This is a genomic window from Burkholderia sp. AU33423 (assembly GCF_002223135.1).
Taxonomy (GTDB): domain Bacteria; phylum Pseudomonadota; class Gammaproteobacteria; order Burkholderiales; family Burkholderiaceae; genus Burkholderia; species Burkholderia lata_D.
Genome location: NZ_NKFH01000004.1, coordinates 316,011 through 339,927, shown reverse-complemented (window position 1 = coordinate 339,927; position 23,917 = coordinate 316,011). Strand labels below are relative to the sequence as shown.

The following is a 23,917-nucleotide window of genomic DNA, read 5'->3' as shown; positions in this document are numbered from 1 at the left end:
CGGCCCCTTTCGTCGTTTCCCCGCTTACGCGCCGCGCCGCGAGAGTTCCTGTTCGAGCGCCGCGACGCCGGCCGGCAGGTCGACCGGCACCTTCAGGTCGACCATCGTGCGGCCGAACGCATGCAGCGTGCGGAACAGGTTGTGTTCGCGGCACTGCTCGCCCATCTGCCCGATCCGTACGATCGGCAAGCCGAACGAGCCCGAAATCTCGACCTGGTACTGCTTCGAGATATGGCCGCAGACCATCCCCGGCGTGAGCCCTTCCGGCGTCTCGATCCCGACCACTGAATTGAGCCGGCAGTCCTTCGGCGCATAGAGCTTGAGCCCCATCGACTCGACGCCCGCCTGCAGCGCGAGCGAGCAGCGCAGGTGGCGCGCGAAGCGGCTTTCGAGCGTCTCCGCGCAGACGAGGCGCAGCGCTTCGTGCAGCGCGAGCACGCCGGACACGGGCGCCGTGTAGTGATAGCCGGCGTTGTGCCAGAAGTTCTCGGCGAGCGCCATGTCGAGGCACCAGTGCGCGTTCGGTTCGGGGCGATGCTTCATGCGGTCCCATGCGGCATCGGAGAACGCGATCAGCGACACGCCCGGGATCGACGACAGCCCTTTCTGGCCACCGGTGATCACCGCGTCGATGCCCCACGCGTCCATCTCGAGCGGCATCGTCGACAGCGTGCACACCGCGTCGACCACGACCAGCGCGCCGGCCGCCTTCGCGAGCGCCGCGATGTCGCGCAAGTCGCGGTTCCATACGGTGTTCGACGTCTCGCCCTGCACGATCGTGACGATCTCGGGCCGCTCGCGCGCGATCGCGTCCGCGATCTCGTCGAGGCCGGCGACCGCGCGGTCGGCCACTTCGAGCGTCGCGACGTCGGCGCCGACGCGCGTGGCCATCTCGGCCATCCGCGCGCTGAAGAAGCCGTTGCGGATCGACAGCACGCGCGTGCCGCGCCACGCGAGGTTCGAGATCGCCATCTCCATCGCGGCCGAACCGGGGCCCGCGACGCCGAGCACCCACTTCGTGCGGGTCTGGAACACGTAGCGCGCCATCTCCTTCACCTGCTCGATGATCTTCGCCATCGTCGCGCCGAGGTGGTTGATCACGATCGTGTTCGCCTTCGCGACGGCGGCCGGGATCGGGACCGGGCCGGCCCCCATCATCAGCAGCGGTTCTTCGGGCAGGATCGCGTCGAGCGGCACGACGACGGGACAGGGAATCGGCGAGTAATCGATGGACATGGCTGGTAAAAGGTGAGGAAAGGAAGTGCACGGACGCCCGCCGCGCTGCATGGCGAACTGATCGATCATTCCGCGTTCCGCCGCCTCGCGCAAGAGGCACGCGCGGCCGGACAGCGCGACGGTGGCCCGGTCCGGCGACCGGGCCAGCCAGCCGTGCGCGGGTCGCACGCCGGTCATCCGGATTGGAAATGGATTGCCGGCCAGGTTGTGAAACGGTTCCACTCGTGCGTCAAGCGCACGATTTTCTCCGTCAATAACACCGCGCTTCGTCGACATCGCCGCTTCAGCGCGACTTCCGTATCGATTGAAATAGACCGGATCCGTGATGAAAATCGCCGCGCGGAATCAGATACGCTAAACCCCCACACGGCAGAAAAACATCCACTACTGCGGCATGAATTGGGGAACGCTTCCTGGCAATACCTGAACAAACCCACGCAAATATCTCACAACCCTCTGATTTAAATACAAAACATTCGAACCAAACATGCTTATTCGAATACCGTGCCACCTTTGAACGGCCGGCATGCGAGACAGCACTACGTTTAACGCGTTACTCCCGATTTCGATTTTCCGCAACCCGCCCATTTTCTCAGGTTGACGGATATCGCTCTGTATTGAACAATCGTCTGCGGAATCGAAGAAAACGATTTTTCGATACGATGCAAAAACCGAGGGCCGCGCGATGCGCTTTCGAGCTGCGCGGCGTAAAACCAAACCATAATCAATCAACCGGGCCAGAAATACGCAAGCCATGAACCAGATTCAGACCATGCGTGTATTCGTCTGCGTCGCCGAGCAACAGAGCTTCCGGCGCGCGGCGCACCATCTCGGTGTGTCCAATGCACTCGTCACGCGTTCGATCGCGATGCTCGAGGGCCACCTGAACACCCGGCTGATCCACCGCACCACGCGGAATCTGTCGCTCACCGAGGCCGGCGTGCGCTACCTCGACGGGTGCCGGGCGCTGCTCGAGGAATTCGACCACCTCGAATCGTCCGTCGCGCATGCCGTGCGCGAGCCGGCCGGCACGCTGCGCGTCGTCGCGTCGGGCCTGCTGTCGCCGCTTGCGCTGACGCCGCTCGTCAGCAGCTTCCGGCACCGCTACCCGGAGTTGCGCGTGCAGCTGACCGTCGCCGAGGGGCCGCTCGACGTGCTCGATTCCGGGTACGACGTCGGCATCGTCACGGGCAACCGGCTCGACGGCAATCCGACGCTGATCGGCCACGCCCTTGCGCCCAACCCGTTCGTCGCGGTCGCGGCGCCGGCCTATCTCGAGCGACGCGGCGAGCCGCGCCTGCCCGACGACCTGCCGGGCCACGACTGGGTCACGCTCGCGCCGCATCAGCATGCGCCCACGTGGCAACTGGTCGGCCACGACGGCGTCGCGCATTCCGTCACAGTGCGCCCGGCCTGCACGGTCAATCAGCTCGCGCTCGTCCACGCGGCCGCCGTGGCCGGCGCGGGCATCGCGGTGCTGCCCGAGCCGTGCGTCGCCAGCGCGCTCGCCAGCGGCACGCTCGTGCGGCTGATGGCCGGCTACCGGATCGACGATCCCGACACGCAGCTGTCGCTCGTCTACCCGAATCGCCAGTACGTGCCGGCGCGCACGCGCAGCTTCGTCGAGCACGCGCTCGATCACTTCAGCGCGCAGCCGGCCCGCGAACGCACCGATTACGGCTTCCTGCGGCCGTCGCGCGGCCCCGACCGCTCCGACATCGTCACGGGGCTGCAGTAAACTGCGCGCGTCAGCCTTCGGAGGTGCAGCGTGCGCGTGATCCTGTTCAGCAGCCGGCAGTACGACGACGATTCGTTTGCCGCCGCCAACCGGCAGTTCGGCTATCGGCTGCACTTCCAGCCGTCGCACCTCGACGCGGAAACCGCGATCCTCGCGCATGGCTATGACGTCGTCTGCCCGTTCGTCAACGACACCGTCGACGCGGCCGTCCTCGAACGGCTGGCGGACGGCGGCACGCGCCTGATCGCGCTGCGCTCGGCGGGCTTCAACCACGTCGACCTGGCCGCCGCCGAGCGGCTCGGCATCACGGTCGTGCGCGTGCCCGCCTATTCACCGCACGCGGTGGCCGAGCACGCGGTCGCACTGATCCTCGCCCTCAACCGCCGCCTGCCGCGCGCCGTCGCGCGCACCCGCGAAGGCGACTTCTCGCTGAACGGCCTGCTCGGCTTCGACCTGCACGGCAAGACCGTCGGTGTGATCGGCACCGGCATCATCGGCAGCGTGTTCGCGAAGATCATGATGGGCTTCGGGATGCATGTGCTCGCGCACTCGGTGCCGCCGTACAACGACGAGCTGATCGCGTTCGGCGCGCGCTATGTCGCGCTCGACGCGTTGCTGCACGACGCCGACATCGTCAGCCTGCATTGCCCGCTGCTGCCGTCGACGCACCATCTGATCAACGAACGGACGCTCGCGCGGATGAAGCACGGCGCGATGCTGATCAACACCGGGCGCGGCGGCCTCGTCGATGCGCAGGCGCTGGTCGACGCGCTCAAAAGCGGCCAGCTCGGCCATCTCGGGCTCGACGTGTACGAAGAGGAAAGCGGGCTCTTCTTCGAGGATCACTCCGACCTGCCGCTGCAGGACGACGTGCTCGCGCGGCTGCTGACGTTCCCGAACGTGATCGTCACGTCGCACCAGGCATTCTTCACGCGCGAGGCGCTCGCCGAAATCGCGCACACCACCCTGTTGAACATCGAGGCGTGGCATGCGGGCACGCCGCAGAACGTCGTGACGGCGAATCGCTGAGAAATCGACCAAACCGGCTGGTTTCACGGTTGCAAGCGATATCGCAATCGTTTGCTTTTGATCAGCGCTGAAAACACGACCTTTTGCATCAACAATTTCGCGCTTTGTTTCAAATGATGTAACGCGGCTCGCGCGCCGTCTGCTATCGTTGCGCCGACGTTATCCCGCCCTCTCCCGTCCATGCGTTTCGACGACTCCGACATCGCCGCCGTCTACCGCGCCATTTTCGAACGGCGCGACATGCGTCACTTCACGCCGGCGCCCGTCGATCCTGCCATGCTCGCGCGCCTGCTGCGCGCGGCGCATCACGCGCCGAGCGTCGGCTTCATGCAGCCGTGGCGCTTCATCCGCATCACCGATCCGGCGCTGCGCACCGCGATCCACGCGCTGGTCGAGGCCGAGCGCCGTGCAACCGCCGACGCGCTCGGTGAGCGCCAGGACGAATTCATGCGGCTGAAAGTCGAGGGTGTGCGGGAATGCGGCGAGCTGCTGGTCGTCGCGCTCGCCGACGGCCGCGAGCGCCACGTGTTCGGCCGTCGCACGCTGCCGGAGATGGATCTCGCGTCCGCGGCTTGCGCGATCCAGAACATGTGGCTCGCGGCCCGCGCCGAAGGGCTCGGGATGGGCTGGGTGTCGCTGTTCGACGTCGATGCGCTGCGCACGCTGCTGCGGATGCCCGACGGCGCGAAGCCGATCGCCGTGCTGTGCGTCGGGCACGTCGACGCGTTCTATGCAAAGCCGATGCTTGAGCAGGAGCGTTGGGCGGCGCGGATGCCGATCGAAGCGTGCCTGTTCGAAAACGGCTGGGACGATCCGGCCGCGATCGACGCCGCCGGCTCGCCTTCGTCTCCCGCCGACGTGGCGGACGCGGCAACGGAAACTGGGGCCAACTCGGCAAGCGCTTCGACCACGAGCGTCGGCGGGTCCCCCGAACGCATCGCCTGACGAGCCCCCGCCGTCATCGTTCCGCCCCCCGCAATTTCACCGCCGCAAAACCCGCTCAATCCCACACTGTGAGCACCACACGGGCCATCCCGTCGCACGCCGGCAACAACCGTTTTGGCCCCAAGCATAGGGGTTTTCACTGAAGTAGAATCGCGGCTGTCGTTCGCCTTACCGTCCGCCTGTCCCGCGCATCCTGCGCCAGCCCGAGCGGCGGCTTTTCCCGAGCCCACCGCGATGCCCTTACCTCTTTTCGCCCTCGCCGTCGCCGCATTTGGAATCGGTACCACCGAGTTCGTGATCATGGGGCTGCTGCCCAATGTCGCGCGCGATCTCGGCGTGTCGATCCCGGCCGCCGGCATGCTCGTGTCGGGCTATGCGCTCGGCGTGACGATCGGTGCGCCGATCCTCGCGATCGTCACCGCGAAGATGCCGCGCAAGCGCGCGCTGATGGGCCTGATCGGGCTGTTCATCGCGGGCAACCTGTTCTGCGCGATCGCACCGGGCTATGCGGTGCTGATGGCCGCGCGCGTCGTCACCGCGTTCTGCCACGGCGCGTTCTTCGGGATCGGCTCGGTGGTCGCGAGCAACCTCGTCGCGCCGAACCGTCGCGCGCAGGCGATCGCACTGATGTTCACCGGCCTCACGCTCGCGAACGTGCTCGGCGTGCCGCTCGGCACCGCGCTCGGCCAGGCATACGGCTGGCGCGCGACGTTCTGGGCCGTCACCGGCATCGGCATCGCCGCGGCCGCCGCGCTCGCCGTCTGCCTGCCGAAGAACCTCGCGATGCCTGACACCAGCATCACGCGCGAATTCAGCGTGCTGAAACATCCGCAGGTGCTGATGGTGCTCGGCATCAGCGTGCTCGCCTCGGCGAGCCTGTTCAGCGTGTTCACGTACATCACGCCGATCCTCGAGGACGTGACGGGCTTCTCGCCGCGCCAGGTCACTTACGTGCTGCTGTTGTTCGGCCTCGGGCTGACGGTCGGCGGCACACTCGGCGGCAAGCTCGCCGACTGGCGGCGGATGCCGTCGCTGATCGCGACGCTCGCGCTGATCGGCGTGATCCTCGCGCTGTTCGCGGGCACGATGCACCTGCCGTTCGCCGCGCTCGCGACGATCTTCGTGTGGGGCATCCTCGCGTTCGCGATCGTGCCGCCGCTGCAGATCCTGATCGTCGACCGCGCCAGCGACGCGCCGAACCTCGCGTCGACGCTGAACCAGGGCGCGTTCAACCTCGGCAACGCGACGGGCGCGTGGCTCGGCGGGATGGCGATCGGCTCCGGCGTGTCGCTCGTGAACCTGCCGTGGGTCGGCGTCGCGATGGCCGTTGCAGCACTCGCGCTCACGCTGTGGTCGGCGTCGCTCGAACGTCGACCGGTGACCGTGCCGACCGAGTACGTGTAAAGCAACCCTGCTGCAATCGTTGCGCACACAACCCCACGCGGACCTGATGGCCTTCATGGACCTTTCAAGGTCCGCGGTGTAGCATCCCCGCCGATGAAAGCCATTCTTAATCGCGATTTCCTCGCACTCATTCTGAGCGTCGCGGTCGTCGGTCTCGGCACCGGCGCCACGCTGCCGCTCACCGCACTCGCGCTGACCGAAGCCGGACACGGCACCAACGTCGTCGGCATGCTGACGGCCGCGCAGGCCCTCGGCGGCCTCGCGATCGTCCCGTTCGTCACCGCGCTCGCGCGACACATCGGCTCGCGCCGCGCGATCGTCGTGTCGGTCGTGCTGCTCGCGGCCGCCACCGCGCTGATGCAGTTCACGTCGAACCTGATCCTGTGGGGCGTGCTGCGCGTGCTGTGCGGCGCCGCGCTGATGCTGCTGTTCACGATCGGCGAGGCGTGGGTCAACCAGCTCGCCGACGATTCGACGCGCGGCCGCGTCGTCGCGATCTACGCGACCAACTTCACGCTGTTCCAGATGGCGGGCCCCGCGCTCGTGAGCCAGATCGCCGGGGCGACGAGCATCCGCTTCGCGCTGTGCGGCGCGCTGTTCCTGCTCGCGCTGCCGACGCTCGCGACGATCCGGCGCGCACCGCTCGCCAGCGACGACGCACATCACGAAGCGCACGGCCGCTGGCTCGACGTGCTGCCGCGCATGCCCGCGCTGATCATCGGCACCGGCTTCTTCGCGCTGTTCGATACGCTCGCGCTGTCGCTGCTGCCACTCTACGCGATGGATCACGGCGTCGCGAGCGCCACCGCCGTGCTGCTCGCGTCGATCATGCTGTTCGGCGATACTGCGATGCAGTTCCCGATCGGCTGGCTCGCGGACAAGCTCGGCCGCGAACGCGTGCACCTCGGCGCAGGCTGGATCGTGCTCGCCGGCCTGCCGCTGCTGCCGTTCGTGATCGCCAATCCGTGGCTCTGCTGGCCGTTGCTGTTCGTGCTCGGCGCGGCGGCCGGCAGCATCTACACGCTGTCGCTCGTCGCGTGCGGCGAACGCTTCCGCGGTGCGGCGCTCGTCACCGCGAGCTCGCTCGTGTCGGCATCGTGGAGCGCCGCGAGCTTCGGCGGCCCGCTGGTCGCCGGCGCGTTGATGGAACAACTGGGCAGCAACGCGCTGGTCGGCGTGCTGGTCGTCTGTGTCGCGGCGTTCGTCGCGGCCGCGCTGTGGGAGCGCCGCGTCGCGTTGCAGCGCGCGGTCTGATGCAGATTGGCGTTGGCGTTGGCGTTGGCGTTGGCGTTGGCGTTGGCGTTGGCGTTGGCGTTGGCGCGCAGCATCATGCACCGATACGCATCGGGCCCGCTCGCGTCCCTCCCGCGGTAAACGAAAACGGCCCGCGCAATGCGGGCCGCCCTGTCCTTCCGGACTACGCGCGATCTACACGTGACCTACGCGTATCGTTTCGCGCTGCGATCCGTCACGCGCTGCGCGCCGGCAAAATCTTGCCCGCACACGTGCCGAAGCCGACGCGATAGCCGTCGCCCTGGCACCAGCCGGCGAGCGTCAGCTCGTCGCCATCCTCGATGAACGTGCGGCTGCCGCCGCCGTTCAGCACGACCGGCTCCTTGCCGTTCCACGTCAGTTCGAGCAGGCTGCCGAACGAATCCTTCGTCGGCCCGCTGATCGTACCCGAACCCATCAGGTCGCCCACGCGCGTGTTGCAGCCGGCCACCGTGTGATGCGCGAGCTGCTGCGCCATCGTCCAGTACATGTGCTTGAAGTTCGTGCGGCAGATCGACGTGGCCTCGGCGGCCCCCTCCGCGCGCAGCGTGACTTCCAGCGCGATGTCGAACGCATGCTTGCCCGCATGCTGCAGATACGCGAGCGGCTGCGGCGACTGCTCCGGCTGCGCGACGCGGAACGGTTCGAGCGCGTCGAGCGTGACGATCCACGGCGAGATCGTCGTCGCGAAGCCCTTCGAATTGAACGGCCCGAGCGGCACGTATTCCCACTGCTGGATGTCGCGCGCGCTCCAGTCGTTCAGCAGCACCATCCCGAAGATGTGCGCTTCCGCGTCCTCGCACGCGATCGGCTCGCCGAGCGTGTTGCCCTTCCCGACGATGAACCCCGTCTCCAGTTCGATGTCGAGCTTGCGGCACGCGCCGAACACCGGGCGCTCCTGGTCGGGCAGCTTCAGTTGCCCGCTCGGGCGCCGCACCGGCGTGCCGCTCACGACCACCGACGACGCGCGGCCGTTGTAGCCGATCGGCATCTCCGACCAGTTCGGCAGCAGCGCATTCTTCGGATCACGGAACATCGAGCCGACGTTGGTCGCGTGCTCCTTCGACGAATAGAAATCGGTGTAGCCGGGAATCTCGACCGGCAGATGCAGCGTCGCGTCGCGCTGCGCGACGAGCACCTGCGCGCGCAGCGCCGTATCGTCGCGCAGCCGCGCGTTGTCGCGCGAGAACAGCGCAGACAGCTGCACGCGCACGCTGCGCCACGCGTCGCGGCCGAGCGCGATGAACGCATTGAGCGTCGGCGCGGCGAACACGTCGGCGCCGGCCGGCAGCGTCACGAGGCCCGCGCGCGCGAGCGCTGCAAGATCGACGATCTGGTCGCCGAGCGCCACGCCCGCACGGCGCGACGCTTGCTTCGCATCGCTGAAGATCCCGAACGGCAGGTTCTGGATCGGGAAATCGCAGGCGGCGTCGTTCGCCGTCTCGACCCAGCTCTTGCGGGCCGGGTCGAGCGTCGCGCGCCAGTCTTGGGTATCGCTCATCGTTGCTCCGGGTTGAAGTGTTTCTTGATGCCTTGCCAGCATTCGAAGTAGTCGGCCTGCAGCTGCGCGGTGTCGAGCGCGTAGCGCGTCGGCCGGATCAACGTGCGGGTTTCGAACATGAACGCCATCGTCGCGTCGACCTTGTGCGGCTTCGTCGTGTCGCTCGCGGAAGCCTTCTCGAACGTGTCCGCGTCGGGCCCGTGGCCCGACATGCAGTTGTGCAGGCTCGCGCCGCCCGGCACGAAGCCTTCGGCCTTCGCGTCGTACGCACCGTGCACGAGCCCCATGAATTCGCTCGCGACGTTGCGGTGGAACCAGGGCGGGCGGAACGTATCCTCGGCCGCGAGCCAGCGCGGCGGGAAGATCACGAAGTCGATCGTGTCGACGCCCGGCGTGTCGCTCTGCGACTGCAGCACCAGGAAGATCGACGGATCGGGATGGTCGTAGCTGATCGAGCCGATCGTGTTGAACAGGCGCAGGTCGTATTTGTACGGCGCGTAGTTGCCGTGCCACGCGACGACGTCGAGCGGCGAATGACCGATGTCCGCGCGCCACAGGCGGCCGTTCAGCTTCGCGATCAGTTCGAACGCCCCTTCGCGGTCTTCGTACGCGGCCTGCGGCGTCAGGAAGTCGCGCGGGTTCGCGAGACCGTTCGAGCCGATCGGGCCGAGGTCCGGCAGGCGCAGTTGCGCGCCGAAGTTTTCGCAGATGTAGCCGCGCGCGTCGTCGTCCGGCAGCGTGACGGTAAAACGCACGCCACGCGGGATCACTGCGATCTCGAACGGCTCGACGTCGACCCGGCCGAATTCGGTCGCGATGAACAGGCGCCCCTGCTGCGGCACGATCAGCAGTTCGCCGTCCGCGCTGTAGAAGAAGCGGTCCTGCATCGAGCGGTTCGCCGCGTACAGATGGATCGCGCAGCCGTTCATCGCGGCGGCCGAGCCGTTACCGGCCATCGTCACGAGGCCGTCGACGAAATCGGTCGGCTCGACCGGCATCGGCAGCGGATCCCAGCGCAGCTGGTTCGGCGGCGTCGGCGGCACGTCGGCCGAATCGCCGAATTCCGACACGAGCCGCTGCGGGCCTGCGTACGGCTCGAACGGCCGGTGCACGGCCGCCGGACGGATGCGGTACAGCCACGAGCGGCGGTTGTGGCCACGCGGCGCGGTGAACGCGGTGCCCGACAGCTGCTCCGCATACAGCCCGTACGGCGCGCGCTGCGGCGAGTTGCGGCCGTGCGGCAGCGCGCCGGGCAGTGCCTCGGTCGCGAACTCGTTCGCGAAACCGCTCTGGTAGCCGGCGTTCGCCGGTTTCGACAGGTCAAGCGTCATCGTTTCCTTTCTCCATCAATTCAGGGCGGCGTTCGGCGCCGGCGCGCCGCTGCGCCGCGTTACGCCCGCCAACCCGAGGACGAACAGCGCGGAGCACAGCACGGGCACCGCGGCCGCGTGGAACAGCGCACCGTTCGACCAGTTGAGCGCAATCAGTTGTCCACCGACGAGCGGCCCGAGCACCGAGCCGATCCGGCCGATGCCGAGGCTCCAGCCGATGCCCGTCGAGCGCAGCGACGTCGGGTAATACTGGCCCGCGAGCGCGTTCACGGCCGGCTGCCCGCCAACCACGCAGAACCCGCCCGCGAACACGACCACCAGCAGCCACGGCAGCGCATGCGCGACCGAGCCGATCAGCCCCACCGACACGGCCGCGCACGCGAAGCATGCGAACAGCACGCGCACGAAGCCGTAACGTTCGATGAACCAGCCGAGCGACAGCGTGCCGATCACGCCGCCCGTCTGCAGCACCGTGCCGACGATCACGGCCGTGCCCGGCGAATAGCCGGCGTCGCGCATCACGGTCGGCAGCCAGTTCGACAGGAAGTACAGATCGATCAGGTTCATGAAGCTGATCGCCCACAGCAGCAGCGTGACCGGCAGGCGGCCGTGACTGAACAGCTCGGCGACCGGTGCGCCGGTCGCGGCGCGCTCGCGCACCACGAGCCGCGTGTTCGCATCGATGCCGGCCTGCGGCGCGAAATGTGCGAGCCACTCGCGTGCCTGCGCGACGCGCCCTTTCAGCACCAGGAACTGCAGCGACTCGGGCAGCCGCGCGACCATCGCGATCGTCAGCACGAGCGGCACCGCGCCGCCGACGAAGAACACCGACCGCCAGCCGAGCGCCGGAATCAGCGCGGCGCTGATGAAGCCGCCGATCGCCGCGCCGAGCGTGAAGCCGCACGACACGATCATCATCCGCTTCACGCGATGCGCGGCGGGGCTGAACTCGCCGACCAGCGCCATCGCGTTCGGCATGATGCAGCCGAGGCCGAGGCCCGTGACGAAGCGCAGCGCCATCAGCACCGGGATCGAACCCGCGAACGGCGTCGCGAGCATCGTCACGGCGAAAAACAGCGTCGAGCCGATCAGCACCGGGCGCCGCCCGATCCGGTCGGCCAGCACCGACAACCCGAGCGCGCCGAGCAGCATCCCGAACAGGCTCGCGCTGAACACGGGCCCCAGCGCCTGTTTCGGCACGCCCCATTCGGCGATCACGCTCGGTGCGACGTAGCCCATCGCCTGCGCATCGAAACCGTCGATCACGAGGCACAGCCCGCACAGCACGAGCAGCATCCAGTGGAAGCCCGGGCGATGGGTCTCGTCGATCACGCGCTCGACTTCGAGCGCGCGCGCGTCGGCCGGCGCCGCGCTCATTGCGTCACCTCGGCGGCCGGATGCACGGGCGGCGTCACGCCCTGGCGCGCGAGCGCCATCGCTTCGCGCAGCACGTCGGCGTCGCCGATCTGGTTCGCGAGCAGCAGGATCAGCTTCGCGTTGACGAGCTGGCTGTCGGCGTCGGACAGGTCGCGATGCATGTCGATCAGCGCTTCGTAGAACGCGTCCGGGTCGGCCAGGCGCGGGCGGGTGTCGAGTGGGGGCATGACGGAGTCTCCGGTGTCTTTATCGTTTTCAGCGTGCGCAGGTCGCGCGCGCCAGTGCGTCGGCCAGCGCCTGACGGTCGAGCGTGCGCGTGCGCGCGCACACGTGCTGGTCGGGGCGCAGCAGGTAGAACGTGCCGGGCTTCGCGTCGTAGCGTTGCGCGGCGAAGCCGTCGACGTCCTCCACGACGACGACACCCGCGACCGGCTGCGCGTGCCCGGCCGGCACGACGAGCACGGGCCGAACCGGCAGCGCGAGGCCGTCGAGCGCCTGCGCGAGCGCGGCCGCATCGCCCGGCAACCCGAACAGCATGCCGGTGAAGCCGCTGCCCAGATGCTGCAGCAGCCAGCCCGGCGTGCCCTGCGTACGCACCGGCGCATCGGCCGCTGCCGCGCCCGGCCGCATCGCGCCCGCGAAGGCGTCGCCGCTGCGGTCCGGTGTGTTCAGCGGCGAATCGGCGAGCACCGCCGGCACCGACAGGCGGCCGCTGTTCACGAGCTTGCGCGCGAACTCGCAGTCGCGTGCAAGCTTCAGCGTCGCGTCGCGGAACACGCGCGACACCGGGCTCTTCGGCGTGATGAAGTCGGTCGAGCGCGCCGAGTTGCGGATGTTCTCGTCGGCCGCGAATTCACGCTCGCTCGCATACGTATCGAGGAGGCTGTCGGCCGAGCGGCCGTCGAGCACGAGCTTCAGCTTCCACGCGAGGTTGTCGGCGTCCTGCACGCCGCTGTTCGCGCCGCGCGCGCCGAACGGCGACACGCCGTGCGCGGAGTCGCCCGCGAACAGCACGCGGCCGTGCCGGAACGACGCCATCCGCTGGCAGCGGAACGTATAGACGCTCACCCATTCGAGCTCGAACTCGACGTCCGGCCCGAGCAGCGCCCGCACGCGCGGGATCACGCGCTCCGGCTGCTTCTCGGCGACGGGGTCCGCATCCCAGCCGAGCTGGAAGTCGATGCGCCATACGTTGTCGGGCTGGCGATGCAGCAGCACCGACTGATTCGGGTGGAACGGCGGGTCGAACCAGAACCAGCGCTCGGTCGGAAACTCCGCCTTCATCTTCACGTCGGCGATCAGGAAGCGGTCCTTGAACGTGCGGCCGTGGCTTTCGAGGCCCATCATCGTGCGCATCGGGCTGCGCGAACCGTCCGCCGCGATCACGTACTGCGCGCGCAGCGTCGCGACGCCTTCCGGCGTTTCGATCGTCAGCACCGCGTGTTCGGCCGACTGGTCGATGCCCGTGACCTTGTGCTTCCAGCGGATGTCGATGTTCGGCAGCTCGAACGCGCGGTCGGCCAGGTAGCCTTCAACGTAGTACTGCTGCAGGTTGATGAACGCGGGGCGCGCATGCCCTTCCTCGGGCAGCAGGTCGAACGCGTACAGCTGCTCGTCCTGCAGGAATACCTTGCCGACGTGCCAGCTCACCCCCTTGTCGACGAAGCGCTCGCCGCAGCCGAGCCGGTCGAAGATCTCGAGCGTGCGCTTCGCGAAGCAGATCGCGCGCGAGCCGGTCGACAGCGTGTCGTCGTCGTCGAGCAGCACGACGCTCACGCCCTGCTGCGCGAGGTCGATCGCGGCCGCGAGGCCCACCGGGCCCGCGCCGACGACGATCACCGGGTGAACGGTCGTGTCCTGCGCACGCGGGCGGTATTCGAACTTCAGCGTCTGGTAATCGATGCTCATGGTCGCCATCCGCTCCTCAACCCTGCCGGGCACGGGCCGGCTCGCCCGTCATCCCGCCCGCCGCCTGTCGGCGCGCCGCGCCGCTCTCCCGCGTGCCATTCCTGTCAACCGCCACGTCTCGCTCCTTGCTTCCTGTTGATTCGTGAACGGCGCCGTTTCGCGGCGCCGGCCTGCCGCATTTCTTGATCGGCAATACATTCTGGATTTACGAATAGTAAAACCAATTACGAATAGTGAAATCAACGTAAACCCTAGGCGAAGCGTCGACGACGGGATAACCATATGAACGAAACGCCGAGCCGAGCTTGGCCGGCGCTGCTAATATCAAGCTACGAGGCGGCCCGTTCGGCCGCCGTTTTTCCTTCTTACGCCGATGATTCCGCCCACCATTCCCGAGCTGGTCGCCCGTGCCGGGCAACTGCCGTATCTGCGGGATCACCTCGCGCTCGCCGAAGGCGGCACCGCAAGCGCGAACCTGCCCGAGCGCACGCTCGGCAGCGCCTACGAACCGATCTACGACGTGACGATGCCGGGCGCGCCGCAATCGACGTCGTTCGCGGACGCGATCGAGCGCTACGGCGACGAGCTCGGCTTCCAGGCCGTCACGGTCGTCACGGGCGCGCCGCACGATCCGGTCGACTCGGCCGTCGACGACCAGACGCTCGTCGCGATCGACCGCCTGTCGCGCGCGCTGCACGCGATCAATTTCTTTGGCGCACAGCGCCATGGGCTGCTGTTCCTGCGCGTGCACGAACGGCTGCTGAAGAGCGTGAAGTACGACCACGGCAAGCATTTCTCGTCGGTGCTGCAGCGCTTCGGGCTGCCGGCCGAGCGGATCGTGATCGAGCTGCCGGCGGTCGCGGTCGCGCACAAGACCTTCCTCGGCTACCTGACGCGCAGCTACCAGCATCACGGCTTCAAGGTCGCCGACAAGCTGCCGGACCCGGGCCGCATCCTCGCGGTCGAATCGGACATGGCGCGCCCGGACTACATCAAGATGGACGCGGGCATCGCATTGCGCGACGGGATGGTCAAGGCGCTCGTCGCCTATGCGCAGCGCGTGCGGATTCCGCTGATCTTCGACGGTGTCGTCGACGAAACGCAGTGCGAGCTGCTGCGCCAGTACGACGTCCGGTTCATGCAGGGGCCCGTGTTTGCGAAGGTCGTGACGGCCTGAGCCTCGGTGGATGAGGGGGTTCGCACACGCGGGGCGTCGCGTGCCGAAAGTGGAATGCAGGTGATGTGACGGGGGATCGGGCCCGGCGGGCTTAAGCCGTCGCCCGATGTCCGGCGGGCAATTGCCGGCCTCGTGGAAAGACCGGCTTCGCGGGAGCGTGTGCGCCTCGTTTCCGGCGCAGTCGATGTCGGCGGTTACCTACCGCTTACGCCCTTCCACCATCATCGTACTTGGGCAGATCGTCGTCGATCTCGATGCCCGGGAAGCGATCCGCATACCAGACATGCCAGGCCGGACGTAGCCGCGACGGCTCGTCGAGCGTCGCGTAATTGATCTCGACCGTCCTGGGTGCATCACTGAGCCGGTATTCGAGCTGCGCGCCGCAACGACCGCAGTAGCGCCGCTCGCCCCACGCGCTCGACGCATACACCGTCGGCTCACCTTGCAGGTATTCGAACGCGTCGATCGGCACCGATGCCGACGCGACGACCGCCGCGCCGGTCGTGCGCTGACAGAGCCGGCAGTGGCAAAAGCCGGCATCGGCCGGGACATGGGTGATCCGGTACCGGATCGCGCCACATGCGCATCCGCCTTCCATCGGTTCTGCGTGAGACATGGCAAGCCTCGTCGTCGGTGAGCTGGCGAACGATCATGCACGCGGTTCGTCCGTGACACAACCGGCGGCGGTGTCGCGCGCGTACGCTGCCGACCGTACCGGCGACGCCCCCCTACCGCTCGCGCCCCCGCTCAGGCCGTCTGCCCGAGCCGCTGCGCGAGCGCCTTCAGCTTCGGCCCGACCTGCGTACGGAACACGTCCTCGTCCATCGACGACGCGGGGCCGCTGCAGCTCAGGATCAGCCAGCGCCCCTCGCGCGGCTCGCGAAACGGGACGGCCGCCGCGTTGACGTCCATGTGCCACGCCCTGAACGAATAGCAACAGCCACCCGCCGAGAATTCGGCCACCGCCTGCTGCGCGGCGGCGACGAGCGCATCGGCGTCGGCCGCGCCGCCGGCCGCACGATGCAGCTCCGCATAAAGTGCGCGTCGCGCGTCTTCCGGCTGCACGGCCAGGTACGCGCGCCCCATCGAGCTCGTCAGCATCGACAGCCGCGAACCGGGCGCGAGCCCAAGCGTCAGCGCGGTCTCGCTGCGGATCGTCTCCAGGTAGATCATGTCGAGCCCGTCGCGGCAGCCGAGCGACACGGCCGCGCCGATGTCGCGCGCGAGCGCCTGCATGTGCGGCCGCGCGAGGTCGATCGTGCCCGCGCCCGACAGCAGCGCGTAGCCGAGCGACAGCACGCCGGCGTCGAGCGCATACTTTCCGAGCGTCTCGTCGTAACGCAGGTAGCCGAGCACGGTCAGCGTGTAGGCGAGCCGGTTCACCGTCGCCTTCGGCAGCCCGGTGCGTTCCGCGAAGTCGCGGTTGCCCAGCATCGTCTCCCCGGGCCGGAACGCGCGCAGCAGGTCGAGCCCGCGCGCGAGCGCGACGACGAACTTGCGTTCGTCGATCGTGGTTTCGTCGATGGTTGAAAGTGTCATCTGGTGCTACACTGGGGTCGATTTGCAAAACATTGTTCCGCACAGCGGAACTTCCGTCAAGCAAACTCTCAGGCAACAAACCCTGCTGAATCAGGGACTGACCGCAAAGCATGGGGCCCGGGGAAGCGCTGAAGGGCTAACTCGGGTCGACCGCGAAGCATGGGACCCGGGGAAGCGCTGAAGCGCCAACTCGGGTCGACCGCAAAGCATGGGACCCGAGTAAGCGCTAAAGCGCTAACTCGGGTCGACAGGAGATGAGACGATGAGTGCTGCAACTTTTCATTGGGACGATCCGCTGCTGCTCGACCAGCAACTGACCGAAGAAGAGCGAATGGTGCGTGATGCCGCGCAGGCGTACGCGCAGGACAAACTCGCACCGCGCGTCACCGAAGCGTTCCGCCACGAACGCACCGACGCCGAAATCTTCCGCGAGATGGGCGAAGTCGGCCTGCTCGGCCCGACGATTCCCGAGGAATACGGCGGCCCCGGCCTCAACTACGTGAGCTACGGCCTGATCGCCCGCGAAGTCGAGCGTGTCGATTCGGGCTACCGGTCGATGATGTCCGTGCAGTCGTCGCTCGTGATGGTGCCGATCCACGAATTCGGCTCCGACGCGCAGAAGCAGAAATACCTGCCGAAACTCGCCACCGGCGAATGGATCGGCTGCTTCGGGCTGACCGAGCCGAACCACGGCTCCGATCCGGGCAGCATGGTCACCCGCGCGAAAAAGGTGCCCGGCGGCTACTCGCTGTCCGGTGCGAAAATGTGGATCACGAACTCGCCGATCGCCGACGTGTTCGTCGTGTGGGCGAAGCTCGAAGAGAACGGCAAGGACGCGATCCGTGGCTTCATCCTCGAGAAAGGCTGGAAAGGCCTGTCGGCGCCCGCGATCCACGGCAAGGTCGGGCTGCGCGCATCGATCACCGGCGAGATCGTCCTCGACGAGGTGTTCGTGCCGGAAGAGAACCTGATGCCGAACGTGAGCGGCCTGCGCGGCCCGTTCACGTGCCTGAACTCGGCGCGCTACGGGATCGCATGGGGCGCGCTGGGTGCCGCCGAGTCCTGCTGGCACACCGCGCGCCAATATGTGCTCGACCGCCAGCAGTTCGGCCGGCCGCTCGCCGCGAACCAGCTGATCCAGAAGAAGCTCGCCGACATGCAGACCGAAATCACGCTCGGCCTGCAAGGCGTGCTGCGCCTCGGCCGGATGAAGGACGAAGGCACGGCGGCCGTCGAGATCACGTCGATCATGAAGCGCAACTCGTGCGGCAAGGCACTCGACATCGCACGACTCGCGCGCGACATGCTCGGCGGCAACGGTATCTCCGACGAATTCGGCGTCGCGCGCCACCTCGTGAACCTCGAAGTGGTCAACACGTACGAAGGCACGCACGACATCCACGCGCTGATCCTCGGCCGCGCGCAGACGGGCATCCAGGCATTCTTCTGATCGTCCGGATGCGGCGAGCGCGGCAGCCACGCCATGCCCTGCTCGCGCAAAACACACGGCCCGCCCGGCAGTCATGCCGGGCGGGCCGTTTTTCATCGGATCCGCGCACCGGGCCGCCGGCCCGGTATCGCGCTCATTTGCAGCCGATGCTTACTTGTTCGGCTGCGGCGTGAGGCGCAGATACGGACGCACCGCGTTGAAGCCCTTCGGGAAGCGTTTCTTCAGCTCTTCCGGATCCTGCAGCGACGGGACGATCACGACATCGTCGCCATCCTTCCAGTTGCCGGGCGTCGCGACCTTGTAGTTGTCGGTCAGTTGCAGCGAGTCGATCACGCGCAGCACTTCGTCGAAGTTGCGCCCCGTGCTGGCCGGATACGTGATGGTGAGCCGCACCTTCTTGTTCGGGTCGATCACGAACAGCGAACGCACCGTCAGCGTTTCGTTCGCGTTCGGGTGGATCATGTCGTACAGTTGCGAGACCTTGCGGTCCGCATCGGCGATGATCGGGAAGCCGACGACCGTCGACTGCGTGTCGTTGATGTCGTTGATCCAGCCCTTGTGCGATTCGACACCATCGACCGACAGCGCGATCACTTTTACATTGCGTTTCTCGAATTCTCCCTTCAGCTTCGAGGTCAGCCCGAGTTCGGTCGTGCACACCGGCGTGTAGTCGGCCGGATGGGAGAACAGGACGCCCCAGCTGTTGCCCAGCCACTCGTGAAACTTGATCGGGCCCAGGCTCGATTCCTGCTCGAAATCCGGTGCGATGTCGCCAAGACGCAGACTCATGATGTTCCCTCCTCGAACGATGCTGGTTGAAACCGCGGCCGGGTCGGCGCGGGAAAGTCTGTCAGCTTACGGGAAGCAATGGGGCATGCGAACGATTATTCCGTTTGATATTCATACTTTTTTGTCATTTTTGCCCAATGTCGGTGCCGGACAGGCGGCCGCGGGGAAACTTTTCACCCCGTTTGCCGCTCTGTTGATGATTACAAATCGTTTACCATGCGGTCTTGCGCTGCCGTCGTGTGTCTTCCCGGCTCGCCAGCAGGCAGGCGTTTCGCTACGATGTGAACCTGCAGCATGACAGCACGAAGGGAGTTGCAATGTCGGAAATCAACAAGGAGAAACTGATGTCGGATATCAAAACCGTTCTCTCGGACGCCGAAGACCTGCTCAAGCAAGCTGCGAGCAGCACGGGCGACCGTGCGGCCGAGCTGCGCGAGAAAGCCATGTCGCGCCTCAAGCAGGCCAAGGAAAAGGCTGCCGACGTCCAGGTCGTGGTGGTCGAGAAAGGCAAGAAGGCCGCGCGCGCGACCGACGATTACGTACACGAGCATCCGTGGACGTCGATCGGCGTCGCCGCCGGCGTGGGTGTGCTGATCGGCCTGCTGATCAACCGCAAGTAACGCGCTCTGCGCCGTTTCGTCCCGTCGGCCGCGTCGCGCGGCCTGCGGGCGTCGAAGCCAGCCGGCGGTTTCCGCCGGCCGGCTTTGTCCTAGCTGCACACTGCACACTGCACGCGCACGCACCTCATCCATGACGACAGACACCACCTCGCCGCCGTCCGGCCAAGGACCGCTGCGCCGCTTCGTCGGCTCCGCGATCGGCCTTCTGCAAACGCGCCTCGAACTGGTGGGCATCGAGCTTGCCGAGGAGAAGGAGCGCCTGATGGGCGTGCTGTTCCTCGGGCTCGCCGCGATGATGCTTGCGACGATGGCACTCATCAGCCTGACCGTGCTCATCGCGATCGCGTTCTGGGATACCTACCGCTGGCAGGCGCTCGCGGCGATCACCGCGCTGTATGCGGTGGGCGGGATCGCATGCGCACTGAAAGCCCGCTCGGGCCTGCGCGATGCGCCGACCGTATTCGAGGCAACGCTCGCCGAACTCGAGAAAGACCGCGAACTGTTCCGCGGCAAGCCGTGAACGCAGTCGCGCTCACCCCTCCCACCTACTTCGCCGACGCGCCATGAGCCAGAACGTCACGGGCAATTCACCCCGCTCCCATTCGTCGCGATCGAACTGGAGCGCGTCGCAGCATCGCGCGCTCCGCAAGGAACTGCTGATCCTGCGATCCGAAGTCGAGCGGCTCGAACTCGCGGAAGCCGCCGGCGAAATGCGCCACGCGGTCACGCGCTTCAGCTGGCTCAAGGTGTTCATCCCGGGCCTGTCCAGCAACAAGTTCAGCCAGTCCGCCAAGAACCTGAACGCGAGCCTCGGCCAGCTCGTCAACCAGTATCCGATGCTGAGCTCGCTCGCATCGCTCGTGCTCGCCAAACCCGTTCGCTCGCTGCTGCGCGCGAGTGCGGGCCCCGCGCTGAAGTGGGGTACCCTTGGTTTTGCGGCATGGGAGGTCTACCGGATCTGGAAGCAGTCCCGCGACGAGCGTGGTCTCGACACGCACGACGACTGACCGTCACCGGCATCCTGCGCGCACGGCCAAGCGCCGTGGCGCGCCTTTCCTCCGAGTTCAACGTACACCCCAGCACGCGGCTATCTGTCCGTCAGCGCCGTCACGCCGCACATTACCGATGGTCCCGTCCGAACGCAGCGTGAATGCGCCGCACGCATCGTCGTGCATCGGGCCCGTGTCGAGCGGGATGGCCTCCAGATCGCAACTCACCGGCGAATCGTCGCGGTCCGGCCGCCTGAGCGCCAGTCGATAGACCGCGCGCCCGTCGGGCGGCGCTTGTGTGAACGCCATCGGCAATGCCGAAGGCGGCACACCGTCCACGGTTTCGAGATATTGGGCCGCCCGGTACAACGCGGCGACCGCCGACGCGCGATGAACGCGCGCGACATGCTCGCGATACGACGGGATGCCCCATCCGGCCAGCACCGAGACGATCGCGAGCACGATCATCAGTTCGATCAGCGTGAATCCCGCCGAGCGATAGACGGACGCGCGACCGTTCATCGAAGCACCGTCGCGACGCGACGCCAGTGCAGGGCAACGATGTGTCCATCACGGATCGCGACCTGATGCTGCAGCCAGACTGCGCTCGATACATGCGCACCGACGCCACGCGCGGTGACGACGTAAGCGCGGCCGCCGGCCGGCCCCGCCCCGCGCCACGCTTCGATCAGACATCGTGGCGGTTGAACGGACATCGGCCATCCGGCGAACGGAGCGAACGCTTCGGCGACCGCCAGCGCCGGCATGCGCCGCCACGCGTCGGGCTCCGCGTGCGATTCGCCTTCGTTCACGTACGGCGCCGAGCCCCGGCGCAATCGCGCGGTACACGCTGCCAGCGCGGCATCGGCCGCGTGGAATGCGACCAGCCGATCGGATAATGCGCGCGTACGGCGCGATTCCGTCAGTGCGGCTTCGAACCACGTGCCGGTCAGGGCCGCCACCGCTGCGCCAACCGCGATCACCGCAGGCAGGGCGAGGCCCGCGTCGCGACGCCAATCGCGGCGGGCTGACCGCAAGCGTATGTGCGGCGCTTGCTGGCTCGCTGTTTGGACTTTCGCACCCGCAGCCTGCCGCGGACCGCTACCGCGTGTTTCGATTCGCTCATGCATGTTGCGTGTCGCGACGCGCTGCGACCTCGCCCGCTTCTGCCCTGCTCCGTTCATCGCGGCACCTCGGGTTCATCCGTGACATCACGCGACGTATCGTCGAATGTGCGCGCGGCATTGCGCAACGCGACGATACGATCGAGCGTCAGACGCACGCGGCCGTCTTGCGCAACGACAGTGCGGCCGTTGCAATCGACGTGCCGTATCGGCTCGCCCGTCGGTTCGCCACGCGCCCGCACGCAGACATGCGCGGCCACGACATCGCGCCAGTCGTCGCCGCGCAATGCATCGGCATCGACGAACTGCGTGCCGCCGCGGCGAAGATAGCGCATCCGCAACTGATCGATTCCCGACACGACCGGCTGCGGCGTGCCCGGACGGCCGCTTCCTTCGCAATACAGCTCAGGCTCGCCCGTCGACGGACTGGTGTGCACGTCGAAGCGGTTCTCCACCGGCGCAGGTTCGCCGGACACACCGACGCCCTGCCCAAGGCAATCCGACACCTGGCCGCCAACGGTGGACCACGTCGACACGGCATCGCCGACGTAGCGGATCAACAGCGCGTCCGATGTACCGCGCACGGGCTCGCACCGTAACTGCGCGCCCGCTCCCCGCACGCGCGCCATCGAACAGCCGAACACCGGCGGCAACGACGACACGCCCTCCCCCTCCCTATCGAGCGGCCGAAATCCTGCCATCTGGATCTGCTGGCCGATCAGTATCAGCGCGGTGCCGGCAGCATCACGCATCCGGAACCCGTCATCCGCGCGCCGCTGTGCGACGCGCTGCGCGTGGTACAGCGCACCGGCCGCCGCGAGCACGAGCAGACCGACGGTCATCGCGATCAACACTTCAAGCAGCGTATGCGCGCGCATGCGACGGTCAGCGTTCATCGGCTTCAGCCTCCCGATACGGAATCCGGACGCACGACGGCGGCTGCGCCGAGCTTCCCGCCGCTTCGCATCGCGGCCCGGTGGCCACATTGCCGCCGCGCCAGCCGACAACCGTGTAGCGGACGCCATCCGGCCCATCACCGCGCGTCATCGTGCCGCCGGGCAGCGACGCTGCGACCCGCGCCGCGAGGCCATCGTCGGCCTCCGCAGCGACGTGCAAGCGCTCGATACGCGCATCGGCCAGCCACAGCGCGCGTTCACGCCAGATCGTCGCGCGCTGCGCACGCGCCATCCCAAGCTGGCTGCCCGCTACAGCCAGCATCACGGTCGCGAGCAGCGCGATGGCCAGCATCGCTTCGATCAGCGACGTGCCGCGCATGGCATTGCGCATGACGCTCACGCCGCATCGCAACGGCCGGCGACAACTCGCGCCCGGCCGCCGGCCGCGATTCTTACGCAACGCGATGCATGCGCGTCGTCACCTCCCGGCACGTCGCGCCGCGGACGCAATTCGAAGCGCCGGATGCCACCGATTGCCTGACCGACCGGCGGTGCGAACGCGAGATCGTGCGCGGCACCCGCGACGGCCACTTCGGCATCACGCGGATAGCGCCGCAGCACGCGTGACTGCCCGTCGACCTGCCCGCTGACGATCCAGTCACACGACCATTCAGCCGGATCGCACCGCTCACCTGCACGCAGACAGGTGCCGGCGCTACCCGCCCGGCACAGCGTGACGCGCACGCCGAGACGCGTCGCCTCGGTACGTGCAAACGACAGCGCACCGAGCAACACGCGCGAGCGTGCATCCACACGTTCGCGCATGCGCCACTGGTCGAACGCGGGCGCAGCATAAAGCGCGAGGCCGGCCGCCAGCGAGATGGCGACCATCAGCTCGACGAGCGTGAACCCGCCCGCGCGTCGCAATACATTTTTCAGGGGTTGAGCGTGCAGTCCCATCGCAGTCGTCCTTCGCCAAGGTGATGCGACGACTGTAGCGATACGTGCGGACACGCACCATTTGCCGAATGGCCGACTGGCGGCATGCAATCGCGACCGACACAATCGGCGCGAACTGACCAACGGAGAAGACGATGAACGAACGCAGCGCGTCAGCGCTTACGCGGAGTCTTGGCGGGAGAGGCGCGACGGAACTCTTCGATCACGTCGGCAAATTCGGAAACGTCCTCGAACTGGCGATACACCGATGCGAAGCGGACATAAGCGATCGTATCGAGGCCGCGCAACTCGTTCATCACGAGTTCGCCGAGCTTCTCGCTACGCACTTCGCGCTCGCCTGTCGCGAGCAGTTGATATTCGATGCGGGCGACCGCCGCGTCGATCGCGTCGGCAGCAACCGGCCGCTTGCGCAGCGCGAGTTGCATGCTGGCGACGATCTTGCGACGGTCGAATTCCGTGCGGCTGCCGTCCTTCTTCACGACGAACGGCAGGGACAGCTCGACCCGCTCGTACGTCGTGAAGCGCTTGTCGCAAGCCGAGCAGCGACGGCGCCGCCGAATCGCGGCGCCATCTTCGGACACGCGGGAATCCACGACCTGCGTGTCGTCATGCCGGCAGAACGGGCAGCGCAT

At 67.4% G+C, this 23,917-nt stretch carries 25 protein-coding genes; 10 read left to right on the top strand and 15 right to left on the bottom strand.

All coding sequences use genetic code 11. The features are described from left to right. Positions 1-24 precede the first annotated feature (24 nt). Positions 25-1,236 (bottom strand): pyridoxal-phosphate-dependent aminotransferase family protein, encoded by a 1,212-nt coding sequence (locus CFB50_RS04200; RefSeq protein ID WP_069247266.1) that lies wholly within the window; start codon positions 1,234-1,236, stop codon positions 25-27. A gap of 754 nt (positions 1,237-1,990) precedes the next feature. Between CFB50_RS04200 and CFB50_RS04190 the strand changes: the two genes are divergently transcribed. From CFB50_RS04190 to CFB50_RS04170, 5 genes are all read left to right on the top strand, one after another. Beyond that, positions 1,991-2,974 (top strand): LysR family transcriptional regulator, encoded by a 984-nt coding sequence (locus CFB50_RS04190; protein ID WP_069247265.1) that lies wholly within the window; start codon positions 1,991-1,993, stop codon positions 2,972-2,974. 30 nt (positions 2,975-3,004) lie between these two features. After that, the gene (locus CFB50_RS04185; protein WP_089445024.1) at positions 3,005-4,003 is read left to right on the top strand and encodes a 2-hydroxyacid dehydrogenase; all 999 of its coding nucleotides are present in this window, start codon (positions 3,005-3,007) and stop codon (positions 4,001-4,003) included. Positions 4,004-4,183: 180 nt separating this feature from the next. After that, complete coding sequence (gene bluB, locus CFB50_RS04180; RefSeq protein WP_089445023.1) at positions 4,184-4,948, top strand: 5,6-dimethylbenzimidazole synthase; 765 nt, start codon at positions 4,184-4,186, stop codon at positions 4,946-4,948. A 234-nt stretch (positions 4,949-5,182) separates the two neighbouring features. After that, complete coding sequence (locus CFB50_RS04175) at positions 5,183-6,352, top strand: MFS transporter (RefSeq protein WP_089445022.1); 1,170 nt, start codon at positions 5,183-5,185, stop codon at positions 6,350-6,352. A gap of 93 nt (positions 6,353-6,445) precedes the next feature. Beyond that, complete coding sequence (locus CFB50_RS04170) at positions 6,446-7,606, top strand: MFS transporter (RefSeq protein WP_089445021.1); 1,161 nt, start codon at positions 6,446-6,448, stop codon at positions 7,604-7,606. Positions 7,607-7,820: 214 nt separating this feature from the next. Here the strand turns inward: CFB50_RS04170 and fahA are convergent, their stop codons facing one another. The 5 genes from fahA to CFB50_RS04145 are packed head-to-tail and all read right to left on the bottom strand — an operon-like array spanning position 7,821 to position 13,750. After that, on the bottom strand, positions 7,821-9,125 hold the full coding sequence (gene fahA, locus CFB50_RS04165) for a fumarylacetoacetase (RefSeq protein WP_089445020.1): 1,305 nt from the start codon (positions 9,123-9,125) through the stop codon (positions 7,821-7,823). After that, on the bottom strand, positions 9,122-10,456 hold the full coding sequence (hmgA, locus tag CFB50_RS04160; RefSeq protein ID WP_089445019.1) for a homogentisate 1,2-dioxygenase: 1,335 nt from the start codon (positions 10,454-10,456) through the stop codon (positions 9,122-9,124). Before hmgA ends, fahA begins: the two co-directional genes overlap by 4 nt. A 15-nt stretch (positions 10,457-10,471) precedes the next feature. Next, positions 10,472-11,833 carry an MFS transporter gene (locus CFB50_RS04155; RefSeq protein ID WP_089445018.1) on the bottom strand — a complete coding sequence of 454 codons (1,362 nt, stop codon included), beginning with the start codon at positions 11,831-11,833 and terminating at the stop codon, positions 10,472-10,474. Next, entirely contained in the window at positions 11,830-12,060 is a 231-nt protein-coding gene (locus CFB50_RS04150; protein ID WP_069247256.1) for a DUF2783 domain-containing protein, read from the bottom strand. The genes CFB50_RS04155 and CFB50_RS04150 overlap by 4 nt, the downstream gene beginning before the upstream one ends. A 28-nt stretch (positions 12,061-12,088) precedes the next feature. Further along, entirely contained in the window at positions 12,089-13,750 is a 1,662-nt protein-coding gene (locus CFB50_RS04145; protein ID WP_089445017.1) for an FAD-dependent oxidoreductase, read from the bottom strand. Positions 13,751-14,114: 364 nt separating this feature from the next. Here CFB50_RS04145 and CFB50_RS04135 point away from each other — a divergent pair, with 364 nt between their 5' ends. Further along, positions 14,115-14,918, top strand: a complete 804-nt coding sequence (locus CFB50_RS04135) for an EAL domain-containing protein (RefSeq protein WP_089445016.1) — start codon at positions 14,115-14,117, stop codon at positions 14,916-14,918. 205 nt (positions 14,919-15,123) lie between these two features. Here the strand turns inward: CFB50_RS04135 and CFB50_RS04130 are convergent, their stop codons facing one another. Both CFB50_RS04130 and CFB50_RS04125 read right to left on the bottom strand, forming a co-directional pair. After that, positions 15,124-15,534, bottom strand: coding sequence for a GFA family protein (locus CFB50_RS04130; RefSeq protein WP_089445015.1), 411 nt, complete (start codon positions 15,532-15,534; stop codon positions 15,124-15,126). A gap of 131 nt (positions 15,535-15,665) precedes the next feature. After that, positions 15,666-16,457: an IclR family transcriptional regulator gene (locus tag CFB50_RS04125; RefSeq protein WP_069247252.1), complete on the bottom strand. Its 792-nt coding sequence runs from the start codon at positions 16,455-16,457 to the stop codon at positions 15,666-15,668. A 262-nt stretch (positions 16,458-16,719) separates the two neighbouring features. Here CFB50_RS04125 and CFB50_RS04120 point away from each other — a divergent pair, with 262 nt between their 5' ends. Then, positions 16,720-17,907 (top strand): acyl-CoA dehydrogenase, encoded by a 1,188-nt coding sequence (locus CFB50_RS04120; protein WP_046545018.1) that lies wholly within the window; start codon positions 16,720-16,722, stop codon positions 17,905-17,907. 150 nt (positions 17,908-18,057) lie between these two features. On the opposite strand, the gene CFB50_RS04115 is transcribed toward CFB50_RS04120, so the two are convergent. After that, positions 18,058-18,696 carry a peroxiredoxin gene (locus CFB50_RS04115; protein WP_069247250.1) on the bottom strand — a complete coding sequence of 213 codons (639 nt, stop codon included), beginning with the start codon at positions 18,694-18,696 and terminating at the stop codon, positions 18,058-18,060. Between the two features lie 317 nt (positions 18,697-19,013). Between CFB50_RS04115 and CFB50_RS04110 the strand changes: the two genes are divergently transcribed. The 3 genes from CFB50_RS04110 (at position 19,014) to CFB50_RS04100 (ending at position 20,323) form a co-directional block, all read left to right on the top strand. Then, a complete protein-coding gene (locus tag CFB50_RS04110) occupies positions 19,014-19,316 on the top strand; it encodes a DUF883 family protein (RefSeq protein ID WP_006494044.1) in 303 nt (100 codons plus the stop codon). A 130-nt stretch (positions 19,317-19,446) separates the two neighbouring features. After that, complete coding sequence (locus tag CFB50_RS04105) at positions 19,447-19,836, top strand: phage holin family protein (protein ID WP_069247249.1); 390 nt, start codon at positions 19,447-19,449, stop codon at positions 19,834-19,836. Between the two features lie 43 nt (positions 19,837-19,879). Continuing rightward, the gene (locus CFB50_RS04100) at positions 19,880-20,323 is read left to right on the top strand and encodes a DUF3318 domain-containing protein (protein WP_089445014.1); all 444 of its coding nucleotides are present in this window, start codon (positions 19,880-19,882) and stop codon (positions 20,321-20,323) included. A 57-nt stretch (positions 20,324-20,380) separates the two neighbouring features. Here CFB50_RS04100 and CFB50_RS04095 read toward each other — a convergent pair whose 3' ends face one another. From CFB50_RS04095 to nrdR, 6 genes are all read right to left on the bottom strand, one after another. Next, positions 20,381-20,827, bottom strand: a complete 447-nt coding sequence (locus tag CFB50_RS04095; RefSeq protein ID WP_089445013.1) for a type IV pilin protein — start codon at positions 20,825-20,827, stop codon at positions 20,381-20,383. After that, complete coding sequence (locus CFB50_RS04090; protein WP_089446028.1) at positions 20,824-21,285, bottom strand: hypothetical protein; 462 nt, start codon at positions 21,283-21,285, stop codon at positions 20,824-20,826. The genes CFB50_RS04095 and CFB50_RS04090 overlap by 4 nt, the downstream gene beginning before the upstream one ends. Before the next feature lie 200 nt (positions 21,286-21,485). Further along, entirely contained in the window at positions 21,486-22,325 is an 840-nt protein-coding gene (locus tag CFB50_RS04085; protein ID WP_089445012.1) for a PilW family protein, read from the bottom strand. Further along, the gene (locus CFB50_RS04080) at positions 22,315-22,716 is read right to left on the bottom strand and encodes a type IV pilus modification PilV family protein (RefSeq protein WP_089445011.1); all 402 of its coding nucleotides are present in this window, start codon (positions 22,714-22,716) and stop codon (positions 22,315-22,317) included. Before CFB50_RS04080 ends, CFB50_RS04085 begins: the two co-directional genes overlap by 11 nt. Before the next feature lie 5 nt (positions 22,717-22,721). Next, the gene (locus tag CFB50_RS04075) at positions 22,722-23,285 is read right to left on the bottom strand and encodes a GspH/FimT family pseudopilin (RefSeq protein WP_089445010.1); all 564 of its coding nucleotides are present in this window, start codon (positions 23,283-23,285) and stop codon (positions 22,722-22,724) included. Between the two features lie 152 nt (positions 23,286-23,437). After that, positions 23,438-23,917, bottom strand: a complete 480-nt coding sequence (gene nrdR, locus CFB50_RS04070; protein ID WP_050011738.1) for a transcriptional regulator NrdR — start codon at positions 23,915-23,917, stop codon at positions 23,438-23,440.

What these genes read in the sequence shown, in the direction of transcription:
- hmgA (WP_089445019.1), bottom strand. Translation starts at nt 10,456, where the DNA reads ATGACGCTTGACCTGTCGAAACCGGCGAACGCCGGCTACCAGAGCGGT.
- CFB50_RS04190 (WP_069247265.1), top strand. Translation starts at nt 1,991, where the DNA reads ATGAACCAGATTCAGACCATGCGTGTATTCGTCTGCGTCGCCGAGCAA.
- CFB50_RS04115 (WP_069247250.1), bottom strand. Translation starts at nt 18,696, where the DNA reads ATGAGTCTGCGTCTTGGCGACATCGCACCGGATTTCGAGCAGGAATCG.
- CFB50_RS04130 (WP_089445015.1), bottom strand. Translation starts at nt 15,534, where the DNA reads ATGTCTCACGCAGAACCGATGGAAGGCGGATGCGCATGTGGCGCGATC.
- CFB50_RS04080 (WP_089445011.1), bottom strand. Translation starts at nt 22,716, where the DNA reads ATGCGCAATGCCATGCGCGGCACGTCGCTGATCGAAGCGATGCTGGCC.
- CFB50_RS04095 (WP_089445013.1), bottom strand. Translation starts at nt 20,827, where the DNA reads ATGAACGGTCGCGCGTCCGTCTATCGCTCGGCGGGATTCACGCTGATC.
- CFB50_RS04085 (WP_089445012.1), bottom strand. Translation starts at nt 22,325, where the DNA reads ATGAACGCTGACCGTCGCATGCGCGCGCATACGCTGCTTGAAGTGTTG.
- nrdR (WP_050011738.1), bottom strand. Translation starts at nt 23,917, where the DNA reads ATGCGCTGCCCGTTCTGCCGGCATGACGACACGCAGGTCGTGGATTCC.
- bluB (WP_089445023.1), top strand. Translation starts at nt 4,184, where the DNA reads ATGCGTTTCGACGACTCCGACATCGCCGCCGTCTACCGCGCCATTTTC.
- fahA (WP_089445020.1), bottom strand. Translation starts at nt 9,125, where the DNA reads ATGAGCGATACCCAAGACTGGCGCGCGACGCTCGACCCGGCCCGCAAG.
- CFB50_RS04170 (WP_089445021.1), top strand. Translation starts at nt 6,446, where the DNA reads ATGAAAGCCATTCTTAATCGCGATTTCCTCGCACTCATTCTGAGCGTC.
- CFB50_RS04150 (WP_069247256.1), bottom strand. Translation starts at nt 12,060, where the DNA reads ATGCCCCCACTCGACACCCGCCCGCGCCTGGCCGACCCGGACGCGTTC.
- CFB50_RS04175 (WP_089445022.1), top strand. Translation starts at nt 5,183, where the DNA reads ATGCCCTTACCTCTTTTCGCCCTCGCCGTCGCCGCATTTGGAATCGGT.
- CFB50_RS04120 (WP_046545018.1), top strand. Translation starts at nt 16,720, where the DNA reads ATGAGTGCTGCAACTTTTCATTGGGACGATCCGCTGCTGCTCGACCAG.
- CFB50_RS04145 (WP_089445017.1), bottom strand. Translation starts at nt 13,750, where the DNA reads ATGGCGACCATGAGCATCGATTACCAGACGCTGAAGTTCGAATACCGC.
- CFB50_RS04075 (WP_089445010.1), bottom strand. Translation starts at nt 23,285, where the DNA reads ATGGGACTGCACGCTCAACCCCTGAAAAATGTATTGCGACGCGCGGGC.
- CFB50_RS04155 (WP_089445018.1), bottom strand. Translation starts at nt 11,833, where the DNA reads ATGAGCGCGGCGCCGGCCGACGCGCGCGCGCTCGAAGTCGAGCGCGTG.
- CFB50_RS04105 (WP_069247249.1), top strand. Translation starts at nt 19,447, where the DNA reads ATGACGACAGACACCACCTCGCCGCCGTCCGGCCAAGGACCGCTGCGC.
- CFB50_RS04110 (WP_006494044.1), top strand. Translation starts at nt 19,014, where the DNA reads ATGTCGGAAATCAACAAGGAGAAACTGATGTCGGATATCAAAACCGTT.
- CFB50_RS04200 (WP_069247266.1), bottom strand. Translation starts at nt 1,236, where the DNA reads ATGTCCATCGATTACTCGCCGATTCCCTGTCCCGTCGTCGTGCCGCTC.
- CFB50_RS04100 (WP_089445014.1), top strand. Translation starts at nt 19,880, where the DNA reads ATGAGCCAGAACGTCACGGGCAATTCACCCCGCTCCCATTCGTCGCGA.
- CFB50_RS04125 (WP_069247252.1), bottom strand. Translation starts at nt 16,457, where the DNA reads ATGACACTTTCAACCATCGACGAAACCACGATCGACGAACGCAAGTTC.
- CFB50_RS04135 (WP_089445016.1), top strand. Translation starts at nt 14,115, where the DNA reads ATGATTCCGCCCACCATTCCCGAGCTGGTCGCCCGTGCCGGGCAACTG.